A 17,724-nucleotide genomic window follows, 5' to 3' on the forward strand; every position below is an offset into this window, starting at 1 on the left:
GACGGAGGATGGAGGAAGGGGATAGAGAGGCACCAATCAGCACGAAAGGTGTGACTGACCATGGGCGAGCACCCCGATGCCGCCGTGGTGCGCCGGGCGTGCACCGCGTTCCAGCAGGGCGACCTGGACACCCTCTCCACGCTGCTGACGGCGGACGTCATGCAGCATGTGCCCGGTGACAACATGATCTCCGGACACCACAAGGGCCGGGACGCGTGCATGCGGCTGTACCGCACCGAGTTCGAGGAGACCGGTGGCACCCTGCGGGTCGATCTGGAGACGGTGATGCCCGACGGGCGCGGGCATGTGATCTCCGGCCACCGCGTCCGCGCCGAGCGCGGCAACCGTACGCTGGACATGAAGACCGGGCTGTTCTTCACCATCGTCGGCGGGAAGATCAGCGACATCGACCAGTGCGTCGAGGACATCGACGCCACCGATGCCTTCTGGGGGAAGTGAGCCCCACCAGGCCCGAACGGACCGTACGGCCCGCTCCCCGGCGTCGGGGAGCGGGCCGTACGGCATGCGTCCTCAGGCCAGCAGACCCGGGATCGTCGCCTCGTACGACTCCCTCAGCTCGGCCAGCGGGATGGAGAACTGCCCCTGGACGTCGATCGCGTCGCCGTCGACCACGCCGATACGGGCGGCCGGAAGCCCCCGGGCCCCGCACATGTCGTTGAAGCGGACCTCCTCGCTGCGCGGTACGGCGACGATCGCCCGGCCCGCGGACTCGGAGAACAGCAGGACGAAGGGGTCCAGACCGTCGGGGACGACGATCCGGGCGCCCTTGTCCCCACGCAGACACGACTCGGCGAGCGCCTGGATCAGACCGCCGTCGGACAGGTCGTGGGCCGCGTCCACCATGCCGTCGCGCGAGGCCGAGATCAGGATCTCGGCGAGCAGCCGCTCCCGCTCCAGGTCCACCTTCGGCGGCAGTCCGCCCAGGTGGTCGTGGATCACCTGGGACCAGGCCGAGCCGCCCAGTTCCGCCGCGGTGTCGCCCAGCAGGTAAAGGAGCTGGCCCTCCTCCGCGAAGGCGATCGGGGTGCGGCGGGCCACATCGTCGATCACACCGAGGACGGCGACGACCGGCGTCGGGTGGATGGCCACCTCCCCGGTCTGGTTGTACAGCGACACATTGCCGCCGGTGACCGGGGTGCCCAGGGTCAGACAGCCGTCCGCGAGGCCGCGGGTGGCCTCCGCGAACTGCCACATGACCGCGGGGTCCTCCGGCGAGCCGAAGTTGAGGCAGTTGGAGATGGCCAGCGGCTTGGCGCCGGACGCGGCCACATTGCGGTACGACTCGGCGAGCGCGAGCTGCGCCCCCGCGTACGGGTCCAGCTTGGCGTAGCGGCCGTTGCCGTCCGTGGCGACGGCCACGCCGAGGCCCGTCTCCTCGTCCACCCGGACCATGCCGGAGTCCTCGGGCTGGGCGAGGACCGTGTTGCCCTGCACGAAGCGGTCGTACTGATCCGTGATCCAGGACTTGGACGACTGGTTCGGGGAGCCGATCACCTTGAGGACCTGCTCGCGCAGTTCCTCGGCCGTGGCCGGGCGCGGCAGCTTGCCCGCGTCGTCGGCCTGGAGCGCGTCCTGCCACGTGGGGCGGGCATAGGGGCGCTCGTAGACCGGGCCCTCGTGGGCGACGGTGCGCGGCGGGACGTCCACGATCTGCTCGCCGTGCCAGTAGATCTCCAGCCGCTCGCCGTCGGTGACCTCACCGATGACGGTGGCGATGACGTCCCACTTCTCGCAGATCTCCAGGAAGCGGTCGACCTTCTCGGGCTTCACGATCGCGCACATGCGCTCCTGCGACTCGCTCATCAGGATCTCCTCGGGGGAGAGCGAGGAGTCGCGCAGCGGCACGGTGTCGAGCTCGACCCGCATGCCGCCGGAGCCGGCGCTGGCGAGCTCACTGGTGGCGCAGGACAGGCCCGCGCCGCCGAGGTCCTGGATGCCCTCGACCAGGTCCTCCTTGAAGACCTCCAGGGTGCACTCGATGAGCAGCTTCTCCTGGAAGGGGTCGCCGACCTGGACGGCGGGACGCTTGGTGGGCTTGCTGTCATCGAACGTTTCCGAGGCCAGCACGGAGACGCCGCCGATGCCGTCGCCACCGGTGCGGGCGCCGTAGAGGATCACCTTGTTGCCGGTGCCGGACGCCTTGGCGAGGTGGATGTCCTCATGCTTCATCACGCCCACGCACAACGCGTTGACCAGCGGATTGCCCTGGTAGCACGGGTCGAAGACGACCTCGCCGCCGATGTTGGGCAGGCCCAGGCAGTTGCCGTAACCGCCGATGCCCGCGACCACACCGGGCAGCACCCGCTTGGTGTCGGGGTGGTCGGCGGCACCGAAGCGCAGCGGGTCCATCACGGCCACCGGGCGGGCGCCCATGGCGAGGATGTCGCGGACGATGCCGCCGACGCCGGTGGCCGCGCCCTGGTAGGGCTCGACGTACGAGGGGTGGTTGTGCGACTCGACCTTGAAGGTGACCGCGTAGCCCTGGCCGACGTCGACCACGCCCGCGTTCTCGCCGATGCCGACGAGCAGGGCGTCGCTCTCGGGGGCCTTCTCGCCGAACTGCCGCAGATGGACCTTGCTCGACTTGTACGAGCAGTGCTCGGACCACATGACGGAGTACATCGCGAGTTCGGCGCCGGTGGGGCGGCGGCCCAGGATGGCGCGGACGCGCTCGTACTCGTCCTGCTTGAGACCGAGCTCGGCCCAGGGCTGCTCGGCCTCCGGGGTCTGCGCCGCGTGCTTGGTGGTGTCCAGGGTCATGCGCTGACCAGCCTCTTGAGGATCGAGGTGAAGAATCCGAGACCGTCGGTGCGACCGGTGCCGATCAGGGGTTCGACGGCGTGCTCGGGGTGGGGCATGAGGCCGACGACATTGCCCGCCGCATTGCAGATACCGGCGATGTCGCGGAGCGAGCCGTTGGGGTTGAGCTCCTGATAGCGGAAGACGACGCGTCCCTCGGCCTCGAGTTCATCGAGGACGCGCTCATCGGCGACATAGCGGCCGTCGATGTTCTTCAGCGGGATGTTGATCTCCTGACCCTGCTCATAGGAGCGGGTCCAGGCGGTCTCCGCGTTTTCCACTCGCAACTTCTGATCACGGCAGATGAAGTGCAGGTGGTTGTTCCGCAGCATCGCACCGGGGAGGAGATGGGTCTCGGTGAGTACCTGGAAGCCATTGCAGATGCCAAGCACCGGCATACCGGCCTTCGCCTGGCCGATCACCGACTCCATTACCGGGGAGAAGCGGGAGATCGCTCCGGCCCGCAGATAGTCGCCATAGGAGAAGCCGCCCGGCAGGATCACCGCGTCGACCTGCTTGAGGTCCTTGTCGCGGTGCCACAGCGGGACGGCTTCCAGCCCGGCGGTGCGGACCGCGCGCTGGGTGTCGCGGTCGTCGAGCGTGCCGGGGAAGGTGATGACTCCGACGCGTGCGGTCACGACTCCGCCTTCACGGCAGTGGCGTCGGCGCCCTCGCCGACCTCGACCTTCACGGAGAAGTCCTCGATCACGGTGTTCGCCAGAAAGGTCTCGGCGATCTGGTGGATACGGGCGAGGGCGGCGTCATCGACCGGGCCCTCCACCTCGAGTTCAAAGCGCTTGCCCTGACGGACGTCGGCGATCCCGTCGAAACCGAGGCGGGGCAGTGCTCGCTGCACCGCCTGGCCCTGGGGGTCGAGGATCTCCGGCTTGAGCATGACGTCGACTACGACGCGTGCCACTGGCACTCCCGGTGGTGTGGTGCTGGTGCGTAAGGCGGTGCCCAAGCGTACCCCGGCCAAAAATCTACGCGAGTAGATATGCAAGGGTTCGGTCACGTTTAAGCATCGTCGGTGGCAACCGACGGGGAAAGGTCAGGGAAAAACGTATGGTGCCGATCGCGGCGTGACACGCGGATGGAATTACTGGGGTTCACAATGCAATGCCAGTCACTGTACAAATGAAAAAGCATTGCTGGACACAACTGGACAGCTGGCATCTTTGCACGTCAACGCATCGATGCAGCCCGAAAGGACCGATATCCGTGGCGCAGCGCGTAGTAGTCACGCTCTCCGACGATCTCGAAGGAGGCGAAGCGGAAGAGACGGTCACGTTCGGACTCGACGGCAAGTTGTACGAGATCGACCTCAACTCTGCCAATGCGTCGAAACTGCGCGACGCTCTCGCGCCGTACGTGGAGGCCGGCCGCAAGCGGGCCCGCTCGGGCAAGACGTACCGCCGCACCGCCGTCGCCCCGGACCCGGCCGCGGTGCGCGCCTGGGCCCGGTCGAACGGCATGGAGGTGCCGCCGCGCGGCCGGATCCCCAAGAAGGTCTACGAAGCCTTCGACGAGTCGGCCTGAGGCACCCGTTCAGCCGAGTTGCACACCACCCCGGGTGATCCGCTAAAGTCTGGAGCACGCCGAGGGGCGAGGCCGAAAGGCCGAAACCCCGAGGAAGACACCATGCGGGTGTAGCTCAGTAGTAGAGCGCCCCCTTTCCAAGGGGGAGGCGCAGTGTGCGATCCCTGTCACCCGCTCTCATCGCCTATCGGCCTCTTGTTGACGAGGATCAGGTAGAGTGATGCACGCGCCGATCGGTGAAAGCCGGTCGGAGGCATGCGGACGTGGCTCAGTTGGTAGAGCATCACCTTGCCAAGGTGAGGGTCGCGAGTTCGAATCTCGTCGTCCGCTCCAGATCTGAGGCGCCGGTCGAATCGACCGGCGCCTCAGGCGTTTTCGGGCGCATGCCGCCGCAACAGGCCCATGCCGCTGGAGCCGGCGGCGGACGGGGCGCCTCCGTCGCGGAGCGGCTCCGAGCGGCTTCACCGCCGCCAGGAGGGGCCCCGGAGCGGGCTCCGTACCCGGGGTGGTAGTTCACCGGTCGAGGGTTTGGTTATAGTAGAGGCGCGTCGGAGCGGAAAAGTCCGGCGCAGGCGGACGTAGCTCAGTTGGTAGAGCGCAACCTTGCCAAGGTTGAGGTCGCGAGTTCGAGCCTCGTCGTCCGCTCGGTGAACGCGAGGGCCCCGGCCGATCGGCCGGGGCCCTCGCGTCGTTTCTTCCGTCCCGCTGGTCGGCCTCCGGCCTACTTCCAGCCGGTGCCGGTCAGCAGCTCGTAAGCCTCCGCGTACTTCGCATGCGTCCGCTCGACGACCTCCTCCGGGAGCGGGGGCGGCGGCTGCTCGCCGGCGCGGTCCCAGCCGGAGGCCGGGGAGGTCAGCCAGTCGCGGACGTACTGCTTGTCGAAGGACGGCTGCGCTCGGCCGGGCTCCCACTGGTCGGCGGGCCAGAAGCGGGAGGAGTCCGGGGTCAGCACCTCGTCGGCGAGCACCGGCTCGGCGCTCTCCACGCCCAGGGTCGCCTCCGCGTAGCCGAACTCGAACTTGGTGTCGGCGAGGATGATCCCCCGCGCGCGGGCGATCTCCCGGGCCCGGTGGTAGATGGCGAGGGTGGCCTGGCGAAGCTGGGCGGCGGGCTCGGCGCCGATGCGGTGGGCCACCTCCTCGTACGCCACGTTCTCGTCGTGCTCGCCGACCTCGGCCTTGGTGGCCGGGGTGAAGATCGGGGAGGGCAGCTCGGAACCGTCGGTCAGCCCCTCGGGGAGGGCGATTCCGCACACCGTACGGGTCTCGCGGTACTCGGCCAGGCCGGAGCCGGTCAGATAGCCGCGCGCCACGCATTCGACCGGGACCATCCGCAGCGACCGGCACACCAGGGTCCGGCCCTCCCAGTCGGCGGGGGCGCCGGGGGGCAGCTCGGTGGACAGGACGTGGTTGGGGACGAGGTCGGCGAGCAGATCGAACCACCAGAGGGAGAGCTGGGTGAGGATCTTGCCCTTCTCGGGGATCTCGGTCGGCAGGACCCAGTCGTAGGCGGAGATCCGGTCGCTGGCGACCATGACGAGCTCACCGCGCTCGTTCCGGTAGAGGTCGCGCACCTTGCCGGTGTGCAGGTGCTGAAGGCCCGGAACCTCGACCGGCTCGGGCTTCTCGACGAATCCGGACACGCTTCCTCCTGGTGTTTTTGTCCAAGCCCCCTCGATTCTGCCGCACTGAACGGCGGCGACCTGCGGCGGGGCGCGGAGCCGCAGGGGTGCCGCGCTCCGGGTTCCGCTTCCGGCCGGTTCGAACACGGCGTACGAGGAACTCGTGCGGCAGGACACAGACGGGGGCGGCGGGGAGGTGCGGGATGGCCGACGCGGCGATCGTGGGCAGCGGGCCCAACGGGCTCGCCGCCGCCGTCACCCTGGCCCGCGCCGGGCTGCGGGTGGTGGTGTACGAGGCCGCCGCCGCCCTGGGCGGCGGGCTGCGCACCCAGCCGCTCCTCGACCCGGAGATCGCCCACGACATCTGCTCGGCGGTCCACCCCATGGCGCCCGCCTCCCGCTTCTTCCGCGAGTTCGGCCTGGCCGCGCGCGGGGTGGAGCTGCTGACGCCCGAGGTCTCCTACGCCCATCCGCTGGACGGCGGCCGCGCCGCGCTCGCCCACCGCGATCTGGAGACCACCTGCGCCGGGCTCGGCCCGGACGGGGAGCGCTGGCGGCTGCTGATGGCACCGCTGGTGCGGCACAGCGAGGGCGTGGTCGACTTCATCCTCTCCGGGCAGCGCGCCCTCCCTCGCGATCCGGTGGCACCGCTGCTGCTGGCCACGCGGATCCTCGTGCACGGCACCGGGCTCGGTGCCGTCCGCTTCACCGGTGAGGCGGCGCCCGCCCTGCTCACCGGGGTCGCCGCCCATGCGGTGGGCGAGCTGCCCAGCCTGGCCGGGGGTGCGGTGGCGGCCCTCCTCGGGCATCTGGCCCACGGCCCCGGCTGGCCGCTGCCGCGCGGCGGCAGCGCCCGGATCGCCGAGGCCATGGTGGACGACATCACCGCGCACGGCGGCACCTTCCACACCGGGTGCGCGATCGGCGACCTCGGCGAGCTGGACGGGTATCGCGCGGTGCTGCTCGACACCGGTGTCCCGGGGCTGCTGGACATCGCCGGGCGCGCGCTGCCCGACCGCTATGTCCGGGCGCTGCGGCGGTTCCGCTACGGCCCGGCCGCCGCCAAGGCCGACTTCCTGGTCAGCGAGCCGATCCCGTGGGCCGACCCCGCCGTGGGCCGCGCCGGGACCGTACACCTGGGCGGCACCCATGCCGAGCTGGTCCGGGAGGAGAACCGGACGGCGCGCGGGATACGCAGCCGGGCGCCCTTCGTCCTGCTCGTCGACCCGGCCGTCACCGACCCCGGGCGCGCCCGGCCCGGCAGGCGCCCGGTATGGGCCTACGCCCACATGCCGAACGGCGACGACACCGACCCGGTGGAGCTGATCCGCTCCCGGATCGAGACGTACGCCCCCGGCTTCGGCGACACGGTGCTCGCGGCGCGTGGGATGTCGGGGCGGGACCTGGAGCGTTACGACCCCAACGACGTGGGCGGGGACATCGGCTCGGGCGCGATGACGATCTGGCAGAGCCTCGCCCGGCCGGTGCCCCGCTTCGATCCGTACCGCACCCCGCTGCCCGGCCTCTTCCTCTGCTCGTCGGCGACCCCACCGGGGCCGGGGGTCCATGGGATGTGCGGCTACCTGGCGGCCCTGTCGGCGCTACGGCATCGCTTCGGCATACGGAAGGCCCCGCCCCTGGCCCCGGTGGCGTAGGGGGTGCGTCCGGCGGATCGCGCCGCCTGCGGCGGGCTGTTCCCCACCCCGCCCCTCCCCGAAACTGAGGCTCCGCCCCAGACCCCGGCGTCCAGAGGCGGAGAGCCCCTGGTAGCGGTGCGGGGAGAGGGAAGCCCCCCGCACCGGCCACGGGTGCCAAACAGCGCCCGACGGACCGCGACACCTGCGGCGGACTGCCCCCCCCCACCCCGCCCCTCCCCGAAACTGAGGCTCCGCCCCAGACCCCGGCGTCCAGAGGCGGAGAGCCCCCTGCCCAGCAGGACGAGGAGCGGAAAGCCGCCCTCCACCGGCCGCAGGCCAAGCGACGCCCGGCGGATCGTGACGCCTGCGGCGGGCTGAGCATCGATATGCGGCTCCGCCGCGGGGATCCCGGGGGTCCAGGGGCGGAGCCCCTGGTAGCGGGAAGGGGCGGGAAGGGGAAAGCATCCGTGGTTCGCCGGACACTGCCTCATCCCCGTTTGCAGATCCGGTCCAGCAGATTCGCCGTGGCCTTCTGGACCCGCTCGTCCGTATGCCCCGGACGGTCCAGCGCGGGGGACCACGCGAACGTCCCCGACGCGAACACCAGCGCGCCGCTCGGGGCCCGGTAGATCGACGTCTCCTGGTGGCGGATGACCCCCTCCGCGTCCTCGTACGGCGAGTGGGCCAGGAGGATGCGGCGGAGGTGGTCGGGGAGGGCGGTGCGGGGGAAGTAGCGGTCGGCCTCGCCGGCGACCAGGCCGGGAAGCTCGTCGCCCTCCTCCGCGCCCGTGGCCTCCCACAGCCAGTGGCCGGCGTTGCGCACGATCAGCGGGCTCGGCTCGGGCACCCGGCCCGCGTACTGGATGCCGATGAGCTGCTGCTCGGGTGCGGTCTCCCGCCAGAGCGCCGAGCGGCCGGGGCCGCGGCGCTTGCGGCAGGTCAGCAGCCGGTGCGGGCCGGAGGGCGAGGGGGCGAGCTCGACCTGCCAGTACATGGTGTTCGCGGAGAGGAAGACCAGCGAGGTGCCGCTGTCGCGGGCCGCCTCCACGGTGCGGCGCATCGGCGCCGACCAGTACTCGTCATGGCCGGGGAAGACCAGCCCCCGGTAGCGGGTGGGGTCGACGCCGCCCGCGTGCAGGTCGCGCATCTCGGCGTAGGCCAGGTCGTAGCCGTAGCGCTCGGCCCAGCGGATGAAGTCGTACGCGTGCCCCACGTGGAGGGGCAGCCCCGCGCCCGCGTACGGCCGGTCGAAGGAGACCGTGGTGGCCGCCTCCGACTCGCCGAGCAGCTTTCCCCGCTCGTCCCAGGCGTGGTAGAGGCTGGCGCCGGTCCGGCCGTCCTCCGGGTAGAGGTTGTACGCCTGCCAGGTGAGGTCCGGCAGGACGAGGAGGAGGTCGGCGGGGCGGCTGTCGCGGACGGTGAACGGGATGTGGCTGCGGTAGCCGTCCAGGGTGGTCAGCACCGCGACATACGCGCCGAGCTTCCAGTACGAGGGGATCTGCATCCGCCAGGACAGCCACCAGTGGTGGCAGGAGACGGTGCGGTCGGCGGTGAGCGGGGGCGGCTGGACGATCCCGGACAGCCGGGGGCTGGTGGTGATCTTCAGCGCGCCGGTGCCGTCGTAGTAGCCGATGCGGTAGATGTCGACGCTGAACTGCTGGGGCGGGTCCACCGTGATCCGGAAGTCGATGGCCTCACCGGGGGCCGCGGCGGAAGTGGAGGGGAAGCCCTTGATCTGCCGGTGGACATCGTCGGCGGTGCGCGGGCCGGGGATCCTGGCGGGGCCCCTCTCGCCGGCCCGCCCGGGCGCCCGGGCGTCGGCCCCGGAGAGATGGACCTGGTCGACGTACCACGGGACCACCCGGCCGGTGTCGTCGAAGTAGTTCTCACTGTCGCGCAGCCAGGGCAGCGGGCCCTGGCCGAAAGGATCCGTCACCGCGTGAGCGAGCGCTCCCGACTCCCAGCGCCGGATCTGGTCCGTCCCCACAACTGCTCCCCTCCCTGCGTACCCGGCGGCGCCTCGCCTCGCTGTCCTCGCACACCGCACCGCCGCGGGTCCGGCCTTGTGGGCCGGGCTACGGGGCCGGTCTCGCGGTTCGGGCCGGTTGGGCCGGAACTCCTGGGCCGGGCGACAGCGACCGGTCCCAGCACATCACATTACGCACCCACTCCGTCACCGATAGTCGCTAATTTGCCGGAACAGACACCGAACGCGCGACAAGGGTGGACATAGGAGCGGTATTCGGCGGACTATGCGCCGCTACACCAGCCGGACGGGCTTCTCCGGGCGGACCCCCACCTCGCCGAGCCAGGCGCGCAGCGGTCCGTCGTCGCCGTCCTCCACCAGGCTCAGCACCGGATGGGCCAGATCGGCCCGCCGCCGCCCGCCGACGAGCAGCGCGGGCCCGTCGAGCCAGTCGAGGCCGGGGGCCGCGCCCGCGGTGTCCACGGCGGCGCAGCAGACCATGGCGGTGACGTGGTCGGCGAGCAGCTCCCGGCCGGTGCGGGGCGGCTGGAGCGGGAACGCCGGGGCGAAGCCGTCGATCCACGGGTCGCCGCCGGAGCCGCCCGCGGGCCCCTCGGCCCCCGCCGCGGGGCCCTGGCCGTGCGCCCGGGTGGCGGCGGCCTCCTCCCGGGCCACCTCGACGCTGAGCCGGGCGGCGAGGCGGGGGGCGCCGCCGTCGGCGCCGTCGGCGGGGCCGGACGGGGCGGCGGTGAGCCGGTCGATGACCCGGGCCAGGGTGGCCGGGGCGGGCCCGCTCGCGCGGGCCGCCGGGGCGGGGGCGGCGCCGACGGGCTCGTGGGTGTCGTCCCGCTCGTCCAGGAGCCGGTTCAGCCGGGCGGCCTCCTGCCGCCACTTACGGTCCACGACCTCCTCCGGATACGCGCCCCAGTCGACCGGGGACCAGTCGGGGCCCGGCTCCGGCGGGCCGCCGTGGAAGAGGCGGGCGGCGAGCAGCGAGGTGGCCTCGTCCATCGCCCCGGGCTCCTCCAGCAGGTCGCAGGCCGGGCGCTCGCTCAGCCGGGAGGTGAACCCCTCGGCGAGCCGGTCGCGGCGGGAGAGCTCGGTGAGCGCCGAGACCACGCCCGCGTCCAGCCGGGAGGGCCAGCGGCCCATCCGCCAGGCGGGCAGCGCCACCCGGGTCAGCAGCCGGTCCCAGCCCGCGTAGGCGAGGCCCACCTGCTCCTGGGCGACGATCCGCAGCCCGTAGTCGACCGACTGGGCCCGCTCGGAGGCGGCCGCGGCGACCGCGCGCTCCATCTCGGCCGCGTGGTCCCGGCAGCCGCGCAGCAGCAGCCGGGCCACCCAGCCGACGAAGGCGAAGGCGGGCCGGCGCACCGCCGCCACCAGGGCGGGCGCGGGCCCGGACGGCGGCTCGCCGCCGCGGGCCGCGACGGCCACGGCGGCGTCAAGACCGCGCACGAAGCGGCGGGCGGAGGCTATGTCGGGGTGGACGGACGGGCCGGTGCCCGCGACCACCGGGGCGAGCAGCGCGCGCAGCTCGGCGACCCGCATCCACCACAGGAACGGCGAGCCGATCACCAGCACCGGCGCCCGCGGGGCGCGCCGCTCGAGGCGGTCCACGACCCGGTCCGCTCCGGCCGCCGGGCCGGGCCCTCCGGCGCCGCGCACCGGGCGGGGCTCCTCGACCGCGAGGGCGCCGCGGTCCCGGCGCTCCCGGCGGTGGGCGTGCGCCGGATGCGTACGGTCCTCCAGCCAGCTGTCGCAGTCGGGGGTGAGCGCTATGGCCGAGGGCGCGGGGACCTCCAGACGCTCGGCCAGTTCGCGGACGAGCTGGTACAGGTCGGGCGCCGTTTCCTCGGCGATGGGCACCGTCGGGGTGAGCGCGGGCCTGGCCCGGACGATCACGGCGGCCACGGCCGCCGCCAGCAGCAGGACCACCAGGGCGCTCCCGGTCACCACCCAGCGCAGGGCGGTCCAGCCCTCGTCCTGGGAGCCGCCGATGCTGCCGGTGGCGCTTCCGGCCAGCAGCACGACGGCGGCGGCGGCCGGGAGGAGTGCGACCGCGAGCGCGGTGCTCCGGATGCGCAGTACCGCGAGGGCGCGGGCGCGCGCCGCCAGGGCACCTGCTTCGGGACCTGCCACGGTTCTCATCACCCCCTACTGTCCGGCCGGTGTTTGAACAGCGGACGACGGCGGCGTTGTCTTCTCCCCACCCACTGTCGCACCGGCCGCCGACTCCGCAATGCCGGTGGGCCAGTTGCCGCACCTCGCCTGAGCGGCACACTAGTTGGGGGCCGGGCGCGCGTCAGCAGGATGCGGAACCGCTCACCCAATGGAATGGCCTTGGGCAAAACCGGGAACTTCGCGATGGCGACGCCAGGCCCCGTGTGAACAGGCCGAAGCGGCCTTCCGGACCGTTCACCGGCCCGCTCGAGCCCCCGGTTGAGACACTTCTTACAGCCGTCTCCGGTTCTGGTTACGAGCCCGCTTCGGCGGCCGCCTTCGCCGCGATGTCGGAGCGGTGGTGGGAGCCCTCCAGGCCGATCCGGCCCACCGCGCGGTAGGCCCGCTCGCGCGCCTTCGCCAGGTCGGAGCCGGTCGCGGTGACGGAGAGCACCCGGCCGCCCGCGCTCACCACCTCACCGGACGCGCCGTCCCGCTTGGTGCCCGCGTGCAGGACGTACGTCTTGGGGCCGTCCTTCTCGGCCACCTCGTCCAGCCCGGTGATGGGATCGCCGGTGCGGGGGGTGCCCGGGTAGTTGTGCGAGGCGACGACCACGGTCACGGCGGCGCCGTCGCTCCAGCGCAGCGGCGGCTCGGCCGCCAGGCGGCCGGTGGCGGCGGCGAGCAGCACCGCGGCCAGCGGGGTCTTCAGCCGGGCCAGGACCACCTGGGTCTCCGGGTCGCCGAAGCGCGCGTTGAACTCGATCACGCGCACCCCGCGCGAGGTGATCGCCAGGCCCGCGTACAGCAGCCCGGAGAAGGGCGTGCCGCGGCGGCGCAGCTCGTCGACGGTGGGCTGGCAGATCGTGGCCACGACCTCGTCCACCAGGGCGGGGTCCGCCCAGGGCAACGGGGAGTACGCGCCCATGCCGCCGGTGTTCGGGCCCTCGTCGCCGTCGTGGGCGCGCTTGAAGTCCTGGGCGGGCTGGAGCGGGACCACGGTCTCGCCGTCGGTGATCGCGAAGAGCGAGACCTCAGGGCCGTCCAGGAACTCCTCGATCACCACCCGGCCGCAGGCCAGCGCGTGCGCCCGGGCGGCCTCGACGTCCTCGGTCACCACGACGCCCTTGCCCGCGGCGAGGCCGTCGTCCTTGACGACGTACGGCGGGCCGAAGGCGTCCAGCGCCTCGTCGACCTCGGCGGGGCTGGTGCACACATAGGCGCGGGCGGTGGGCACACCGGCCGCCGCCATCACGTCCTTGGCGAACGCCTTGGAGCCCTCGAGCCGCGCGGCCTCCGCGGACGGCCCGAAGGCCGGGATCCCGCGCTCGCGCACGGCGTCGGCCACCCCCGCCACGAGGGGGGCCTCCGGCCCCACGACCACCAGGCCCGCCCCCAGGGAGGCGGCGAGGTCGGCGACGGCGGCACCGTCGAGCGCGTCGACCGCGTGCAGCTCGGCCACCTCGGCGATGCCGGCGTTGCCGGGGGCGCAGTGCAGTGCGGTGACGTCGGGGTCGAGGGAGAGAGCGCGGCACAGGGCATGTTCGCGGGCGCCGCCGCCGATGACGAGGACCTTCACGGTAGGCAGCCTATTGCCTGGGGCGGCGGGCGCTGTGCGGTGGGGGCCGCTGCGCGGTCCGCGGGTGGTCCGAGGGCGGTCCGCGGGCGGCTCGAGTGCGGCTCGGCGCGGCTCGGCGCGGTTCGGACGGGAGCCCCGGGCGAGGCCCTACGCCCCGTGAGCGGGGGCACTCTTTTGGGTGAGGAGCGGGCGGCCCTATACCCGATGGGGCAGCTCTTACGGGCTGAAATCCGGTGATCGGGTCCTCGTGGCCAGCCGTTCGGCGGTAGGAATGGTGGTCGCGCGTCAGCCGCGCGCAGGAGAAACGCCGCCGCAGAGGGAGTCGCACGGTGAGTCAGCCGGAGATGCAGCCCGAGGGGCTCCCTCGGCAGGAGGGTGCGAGGAAACAGGGTGACCTGCTCGGCCGGCCCTTCCCGCACGGCGACTGGGGGGAGCCGGCGGAGCGGCTCGACGAGCTGTACCAGTGGGTCGAGGAGGGCGCGCTGGAGGTCGCCGGGTGGTACCTCGCCGACCGGGTGTGGAAGCGGCGGGCCGCCCGGGTGCTGCGGGTGGGGGCCGCGGTGGCGGGGGTCGTGGGGGCCGTACTGCCGCTGCTGGATCTGAACGGAACGCTGGACGGCGGCGCCGGCTGGGGCGCGCTGGCGCTGCTGCTGGCGGTGGCCTGCGTCGGCGGCGACCGCTTCTTCGGGCTGACGTCCGGCTGGATGCGGGACATGGCCACGGCGCAGGCGGTGCGGCGGCGGCTGGAGGCGCTGCAGTTCGACTGGGCGTCGGAGAGCGTGCGGGAGGTGCTGGGCCCGACCGAGGGCACCGCGAGCGAGGCCGTGGAGCGGTGTCTGTCGGTGCTGCGGCGGTTCTGCGAGGACGTGTCGGAGCTGGTGCGGGCCGAGACGGCGGGCTGGATGGCGGACTTCGGGTCCGGTTCGGCGCCGCTGGTCACGCAGTCGCTGATGGCCCAGGGCTCCCGTCCGGACAGCGGGAGCCCCGCGAGCCGCTTTCCGCTGCCGCCGGGCCCCGCCCGGCCCAATATGCCCCGGCAGCGTCCTCCCGAGCCGCCCCGCTGATGACGGCCGCGGGGCCGTCGGAGCCCTCGCCGATGACGGTCGGGGGTCCCGGAGACGGCCGCGGGGCCTCCCGGAGACGGCGGTCAGCTCGGTGGTCAGCTGAAGACGATCATCGAGCCCTGGCCCAGACTGCGCGTCGCCGCCGCGTGCAGGCCCAGCCACACATGGCGCTCCCGCGCGAACGGGCTGTCCTCGTACGGGACCGACGCCGCCGGCTCCTCCAGGCTCGTGGGGCGGGCCGGGGGCGCGGGGGCGGCCGGGGGGTTGGACGGGTCGATGCCGAGCGCCGGGGCGACCGCCTCCAACTCGCGCAGCAGTCCATGGCTGGAGCCCAACGGGCCGCCGCCCTCGAGGAGTTCGTCGTTGGACAGCGGGCTCTGGAAGTCGACGGGGACGTACGCGCCCGCGTGGTCGTAGTGCCACACCAGATGCGACTGCTGGGCCGTGGGCTCGAACATCTCCAGCAACTGCTCGTAGTCCCCGCCGAGTTCGTCCACCGGCGTCACCGCGAGTCCGCACAGCTGGAGCAGATAGGCGCGGCGGAGGAAGTGCAGCGCGTCGTAGTCGAAACCGGCCACCGGGGCGACATCCCCGGAAAGACCCGGCATATAACTGAAGATGGGCACGGGCGGCAGACCGGCATCACCGAGCGCCTTGTCGTACGCGGCGATCTCTTCGGCGAAGGGGTTGTCGGGGCTGTGGCACAGCACATCGACGAGGGGGACCAGCCAGAGGTCACATGCCACGCGATCTCACTCTCGTATCCGTACGGTCGATGGTCGGCCCAGCGTAATGCCCCACGTACGCGGCGCGAAGAGTGCGGGACGTCAGCCCTGGGGGGCCGGGGCCCATGGACCAGGTGGAGTTCGCGAAGAGTTCAGAACGAGATCAGGGGGAGTTGACTTCCGGCGCGGCCCCCGTCCGGTTCTGCGAGCGCGTCGCCTCCCCCGCCGCCAACCGCTCGATCAGCGCACGGAAATGCGTGTTGTACGCCGCTATGAGCCGCTCCGAGTCATGGGGGTCCCCACGGGTGACCGCCGCCGTGAGCTCGCAGTGCCCCGTCCACAGCAGACCCCGCAGATCGGGGACGCGGCGCAGGTACGGCACCGTGAACACCCAGGTCTGCACCCGCAGCCGCTGGAGGAAGTCCGACACGTACGGATTGCCGACCAGCCCGCAGATCTCCCGCCAGAAGCGCAGGTCGTAGCCGATGAGGATGTCCAGGTCACCGGAGCGGGCGGCCCGCTCGGCCTCCTCGGCCCGCCGCCGCACCGAGGCCAGCGCCTGCGGGGTCATGCTGTTCAGCGTCTGCTCGACGTAGTGCCGGAAGACGCCCTCCACCACCATCGTGCGGGCGTCCACCATGTGCCGGAAGTCGTCGATGGTGAACTCGTGGACCTTGAAGCCCCGGTGCTCCTCGACATCGAGCAGCCCCTGGGAGCACAGGTCCAGCAGCGCCTCCCGGACGGGGGTCGCGGAGACGCCGTACTGCTGGGCGATCTCCTTGACGGTGAACTGGCGCCCCGCAGGGAGCCTGCCCGCGAGCACCTCGTCACAGAGCGCGTCGGCGATCTGCTGCCGCAGGGTGTTCCGCTTGACCGGGCTGGTGCCGGGCACGGGCATCGAGGACCGTCTCCTTCCACGGCCGTCGGTGTAAGAAAGCGGACGGCCCTCGCATCACGATATGCGAGGGCCGTTGCGCGGAACACGCAGAGTGCGGCGGTGGTCTACACCGGGCAGCCGTCGGGCAGCGGCCAGAGGCAAACGGGCAGCGCCGGGAAACCGGTACCGGCGGCCGCTACGAGGTGTGCGCGTCGGCCGCGTTCAGCGCCTCGTCCAGGATCGCCAGACCCTCCTTGGCCTCGGCCTCGGTGACGGTGCACGGCGGCACGACATGGGTGCGGTTCATGTTCACGAAAGGCCACAGACCGCCGCGCTTGCAGGCCGCCGCGAAGTCCGCCATCGGCTGGTTGTCCGCTCCGCCCGCGTTGTACGGCACGAGCGGTTCGCGGGTCTCCTTGTCCTTCACGAGGTCCAGCGCCCAGAAGACGCCGAGGCCGCGCACCTCGCCGACCGAGGGGTGGCGCTCGGCGATCTCCCGCAGCCCGGGGCCGATCACGTTCTCCCCGATCGCGGCGGCGTTCTCCACGATCCCCTCCTCCGCCATCGCGTTGATCGTCGCGACGGCCGAGGCGCAGGCCAGCGGGTGGCCGGAGTAGGTGAGCCCGCCCGGGTAGGGGCGCCGGTCGAAGGTCGCGGCGATCTCGGCGGAGATCGCGACGCCGCCGAGCGGCACATAGCCGGAGTTGACGCCCTTGGCGAAGGTCAGCAGGTCCGGGGTGACGCCGAAGTGGTCGGCCGCGAACCAGTGGCCGGTGCGGCCGAAGCCCGCCATGACCTCGTCCAGGATGAACACGATGCCGTAGCGGTCGCAGATCTCCCGGACCCCGGCCAGGTAGCCGGGCGGCGGGACCATGATCCCGGCGGTGCCGGGGATGGTCTCCAGGATGATCGCGGCGATGGTCTGCGGGCCCTCGAAGGCGATGGTGTCCTCGAGGTGGCGCAGCGCGCGCTCGCACTCCTGCCGCTCGCTGTCGGAGTGGAAGGGCGAGCGGTAGAGGAACGGCGCCCAGAAGTGCACCACGCCCGCCGAGGCGGTGTCGGAGGGCCAGCGGCGGGGGTCACCGGTGAGGTTGATCGCGGCGGCGGTGGCGCCGTGGTACGAGCGGTAGGCGGAGAGCACCTTGGCGCGGCCGGTGTGCAGCCGGGCCATGCGGACCGCGTTCTCCACCGCCTCCGCGCCGCCGTTGGTGAAGAAGATCTTGTCGAGGTCGCCCGGGGTGCGCTCGGCGACCAGCCGCGCCGCCTCGGACCGCACGTCCACGGCGAAGCCCGGCGCGATGGTGCAGAGCTTCGCGGCCTGCTCCTGGATCGCGGCCACGACCTTGGGGTGCTGGTGGCCGATGTTGGTGTTCACCAGCTGGCAGGAGAAGTCGAGGTAGCGGTTGCCGTCGTAGTCCCAGAAGTACGAGCCTTCGGCGCCCGCGACGGCGAGGGGGTCGATCAGGCCCTGCGCGGACCAGGAGTGGAAGACATGCGCGCGGTCGGCGGCCTTGACGGCGGCGCCGGCCGCGTGGTCGGGGCTGGGCTGCACGGACACGTTCGTACCTCGCATCGCTCGCGGTCGGGGCGGCACCAGCGTACGGACCCCGGGCCCGCGCCCGGCACCGACAGCCTGTCCGGGTTTCGGGTCGTACGCCGACATCCTGCCGGGCGGTGGTGGCCCTGTGGCCGTCGCAGGTGGTCGGAGCGCGGCTGTCCGGATTTCGCCCCCG

At 72.4% G+C, this 17,724-nt stretch carries 14 protein-coding genes and 3 tRNA genes; 7 read left to right on the plus strand and 10 right to left on the minus strand.

Translation table 11 applies throughout. The annotated features are described in order from the left end of the window. Positions 1-60: 60 nt before the first annotated feature. A complete protein-coding gene (locus ACZ6TD_RS23230; protein WP_471357057.1) occupies positions 61-459 on the plus strand; it encodes a nuclear transport factor 2 family protein in 399 nt (132 codons plus the stop codon). A 72-nt stretch (positions 460-531) separates the two neighbouring features. On the opposite strand, the gene purL is transcribed toward ACZ6TD_RS23230, so the two are convergent. Genes purL through purS form a run of 3 tightly spaced genes read right to left on the minus strand, consistent with a single transcriptional unit; the run spans position 532 to position 3,739 of the window. Further along, positions 532-2,781: a phosphoribosylformylglycinamidine synthase subunit PurL gene (purL, locus tag ACZ6TD_RS23235; RefSeq protein ID WP_471357060.1), complete on the minus strand. Its 2,250-nt coding sequence runs from the start codon at positions 2,779-2,781 to the stop codon at positions 532-534. After that, on the minus strand, positions 2,778-3,458 hold the full coding sequence (gene purQ, locus ACZ6TD_RS23240) for a phosphoribosylformylglycinamidine synthase subunit PurQ (RefSeq protein WP_471357063.1): 681 nt from the start codon (positions 3,456-3,458) through the stop codon (positions 2,778-2,780). The genes purL and purQ overlap by 4 nt, the downstream gene beginning before the upstream one ends. Beyond that, complete coding sequence (purS, locus tag ACZ6TD_RS23245; RefSeq protein ID WP_471357066.1) at positions 3,455-3,739, minus strand: phosphoribosylformylglycinamidine synthase subunit PurS; 285 nt, start codon at positions 3,737-3,739, stop codon at positions 3,455-3,457. Before purS ends, purQ begins: the two co-directional genes overlap by 4 nt. 302 nt (positions 3,740-4,041) lie before the next feature. Here purS and ACZ6TD_RS23250 point away from each other — a divergent pair, with 302 nt between their 5' ends. The 4 genes from ACZ6TD_RS23250 to ACZ6TD_RS23265 all read left to right on the plus strand — a co-directional run bounded on the left by ACZ6TD_RS23250 (position 4,042) and on the right by ACZ6TD_RS23265 (position 5,004). Continuing rightward, positions 4,042-4,359, plus strand: a complete 318-nt coding sequence (locus ACZ6TD_RS23250) for a histone-like nucleoid-structuring protein Lsr2 (protein WP_037953281.1) — start codon at positions 4,042-4,044, stop codon at positions 4,357-4,359. Between the two features lie 104 nt (positions 4,360-4,463). Further along, positions 4,464-4,535, plus strand: a tRNA-Gly gene (locus tag ACZ6TD_RS23255). 81 nt (positions 4,536-4,616) lie between these two features. Further along, positions 4,617-4,692: transfer RNA gene (locus ACZ6TD_RS23260), tRNA-Gly, on the plus strand. 239 nt (positions 4,693-4,931) lie between these two features. Next, positions 4,932-5,004, plus strand: a tRNA-Gly gene (locus ACZ6TD_RS23265). A gap of 76 nt (positions 5,005-5,080) precedes the next feature. Here the strand turns inward: ACZ6TD_RS23265 and ACZ6TD_RS23270 are convergent. Next, positions 5,081-6,001, minus strand: a complete 921-nt coding sequence (locus ACZ6TD_RS23270; protein ID WP_471357069.1) for a phosphoribosylaminoimidazolesuccinocarboxamide synthase — start codon at positions 5,999-6,001, stop codon at positions 5,081-5,083. Positions 6,002-6,183: 182 nt separating this feature from the next. Between ACZ6TD_RS23270 and ACZ6TD_RS23275 the strand changes: the two genes are divergently transcribed. Further along, positions 6,184-7,635: a phytoene desaturase family protein gene (locus ACZ6TD_RS23275; protein WP_471357072.1), complete on the plus strand. Its 1,452-nt coding sequence runs from the start codon at positions 6,184-6,186 to the stop codon at positions 7,633-7,635. Positions 7,636-8,104: 469 nt separating this feature from the next. Here ACZ6TD_RS23275 and ACZ6TD_RS23280 read toward each other — a convergent pair whose 3' ends face one another. The 3 genes from ACZ6TD_RS23280 to purD form a co-directional block, all read right to left on the minus strand. Then, the gene (locus ACZ6TD_RS23280; RefSeq protein WP_471357074.1) at positions 8,105-9,604 is read right to left on the minus strand and encodes a N,N-dimethylformamidase beta subunit family domain-containing protein; all 1,500 of its coding nucleotides are present in this window, start codon (positions 9,602-9,604) and stop codon (positions 8,105-8,107) included. Positions 9,605-9,877: 273 nt separating this feature from the next. Then, entirely contained in the window at positions 9,878-11,734 is a 1,857-nt protein-coding gene (locus tag ACZ6TD_RS23285) for a hypothetical protein (protein ID WP_471357077.1), read from the minus strand. 325 nt (positions 11,735-12,059) lie between these two features. Next, a complete protein-coding gene (gene purD / locus ACZ6TD_RS23290; RefSeq protein ID WP_471357081.1) occupies positions 12,060-13,325 on the minus strand; it encodes a phosphoribosylamine--glycine ligase in 1,266 nt (421 codons plus the stop codon). A 329-nt stretch (positions 13,326-13,654) separates the two neighbouring features. Between purD and ACZ6TD_RS23295 the strand changes: the two genes are divergently transcribed. Then, positions 13,655-14,389, plus strand: a complete 735-nt coding sequence (locus ACZ6TD_RS23295) for an SLATT domain-containing protein (RefSeq protein WP_471357084.1) — start codon at positions 13,655-13,657, stop codon at positions 14,387-14,389. A 95-nt stretch (positions 14,390-14,484) separates the two neighbouring features. Here the strand turns inward: ACZ6TD_RS23295 and ACZ6TD_RS23300 are convergent, their stop codons facing one another. The 3 genes from ACZ6TD_RS23300 to ACZ6TD_RS23310 form a co-directional block, all read right to left on the minus strand. Then, on the minus strand, positions 14,485-15,135 hold the full coding sequence (locus tag ACZ6TD_RS23300) for a hypothetical protein (protein ID WP_471357087.1): 651 nt from the start codon (positions 15,133-15,135) through the stop codon (positions 14,485-14,487). Positions 15,136-15,277: 142 nt separating this feature from the next. Further along, a complete protein-coding gene (locus ACZ6TD_RS23305; RefSeq protein ID WP_471357090.1) occupies positions 15,278-16,012 on the minus strand; it encodes a GntR family transcriptional regulator in 735 nt (244 codons plus the stop codon). A 175-nt stretch (positions 16,013-16,187) separates the two neighbouring features. After that, the gene (locus tag ACZ6TD_RS23310; RefSeq protein WP_471357093.1) at positions 16,188-17,564 is read right to left on the minus strand and encodes an aminotransferase class III-fold pyridoxal phosphate-dependent enzyme; all 1,377 of its coding nucleotides are present in this window, start codon (positions 17,562-17,564) and stop codon (positions 16,188-16,190) included. Positions 17,565-17,724: the final 160 nt, after the last annotated feature.

This window comes from Streptomyces yongxingensis, assembly GCF_055597465.1.

Coding starts and splice junctions, on each gene's coding strand:
- ACZ6TD_RS23230 (WP_471357057.1), top strand. CDS start 61: ATGGGCGAGCACCCCGATGCCGCCGTGGTGCGCCGGGCGTGCACCGCG.
- purL (WP_471357060.1), bottom strand. CDS start 2,781: ATGACCCTGGACACCACCAAGCACGCGGCGCAGACCCCGGAGGCCGAG.
- ACZ6TD_RS23275 (WP_471357072.1), top strand. CDS start 6,184: ATGGCCGACGCGGCGATCGTGGGCAGCGGGCCCAACGGGCTCGCCGCC.
- ACZ6TD_RS23285 (WP_471357077.1), bottom strand. CDS start 11,734: ATGAGAACCGTGGCAGGTCCCGAAGCAGGTGCCCTGGCGGCGCGCGCC.
- ACZ6TD_RS23305 (WP_471357090.1), bottom strand. CDS start 16,012: ATGCCCGTGCCCGGCACCAGCCCGGTCAAGCGGAACACCCTGCGGCAG.
- ACZ6TD_RS23310 (WP_471357093.1), bottom strand. CDS start 17,564: ATGCGAGGTACGAACGTGTCCGTGCAGCCCAGCCCCGACCACGCGGCC.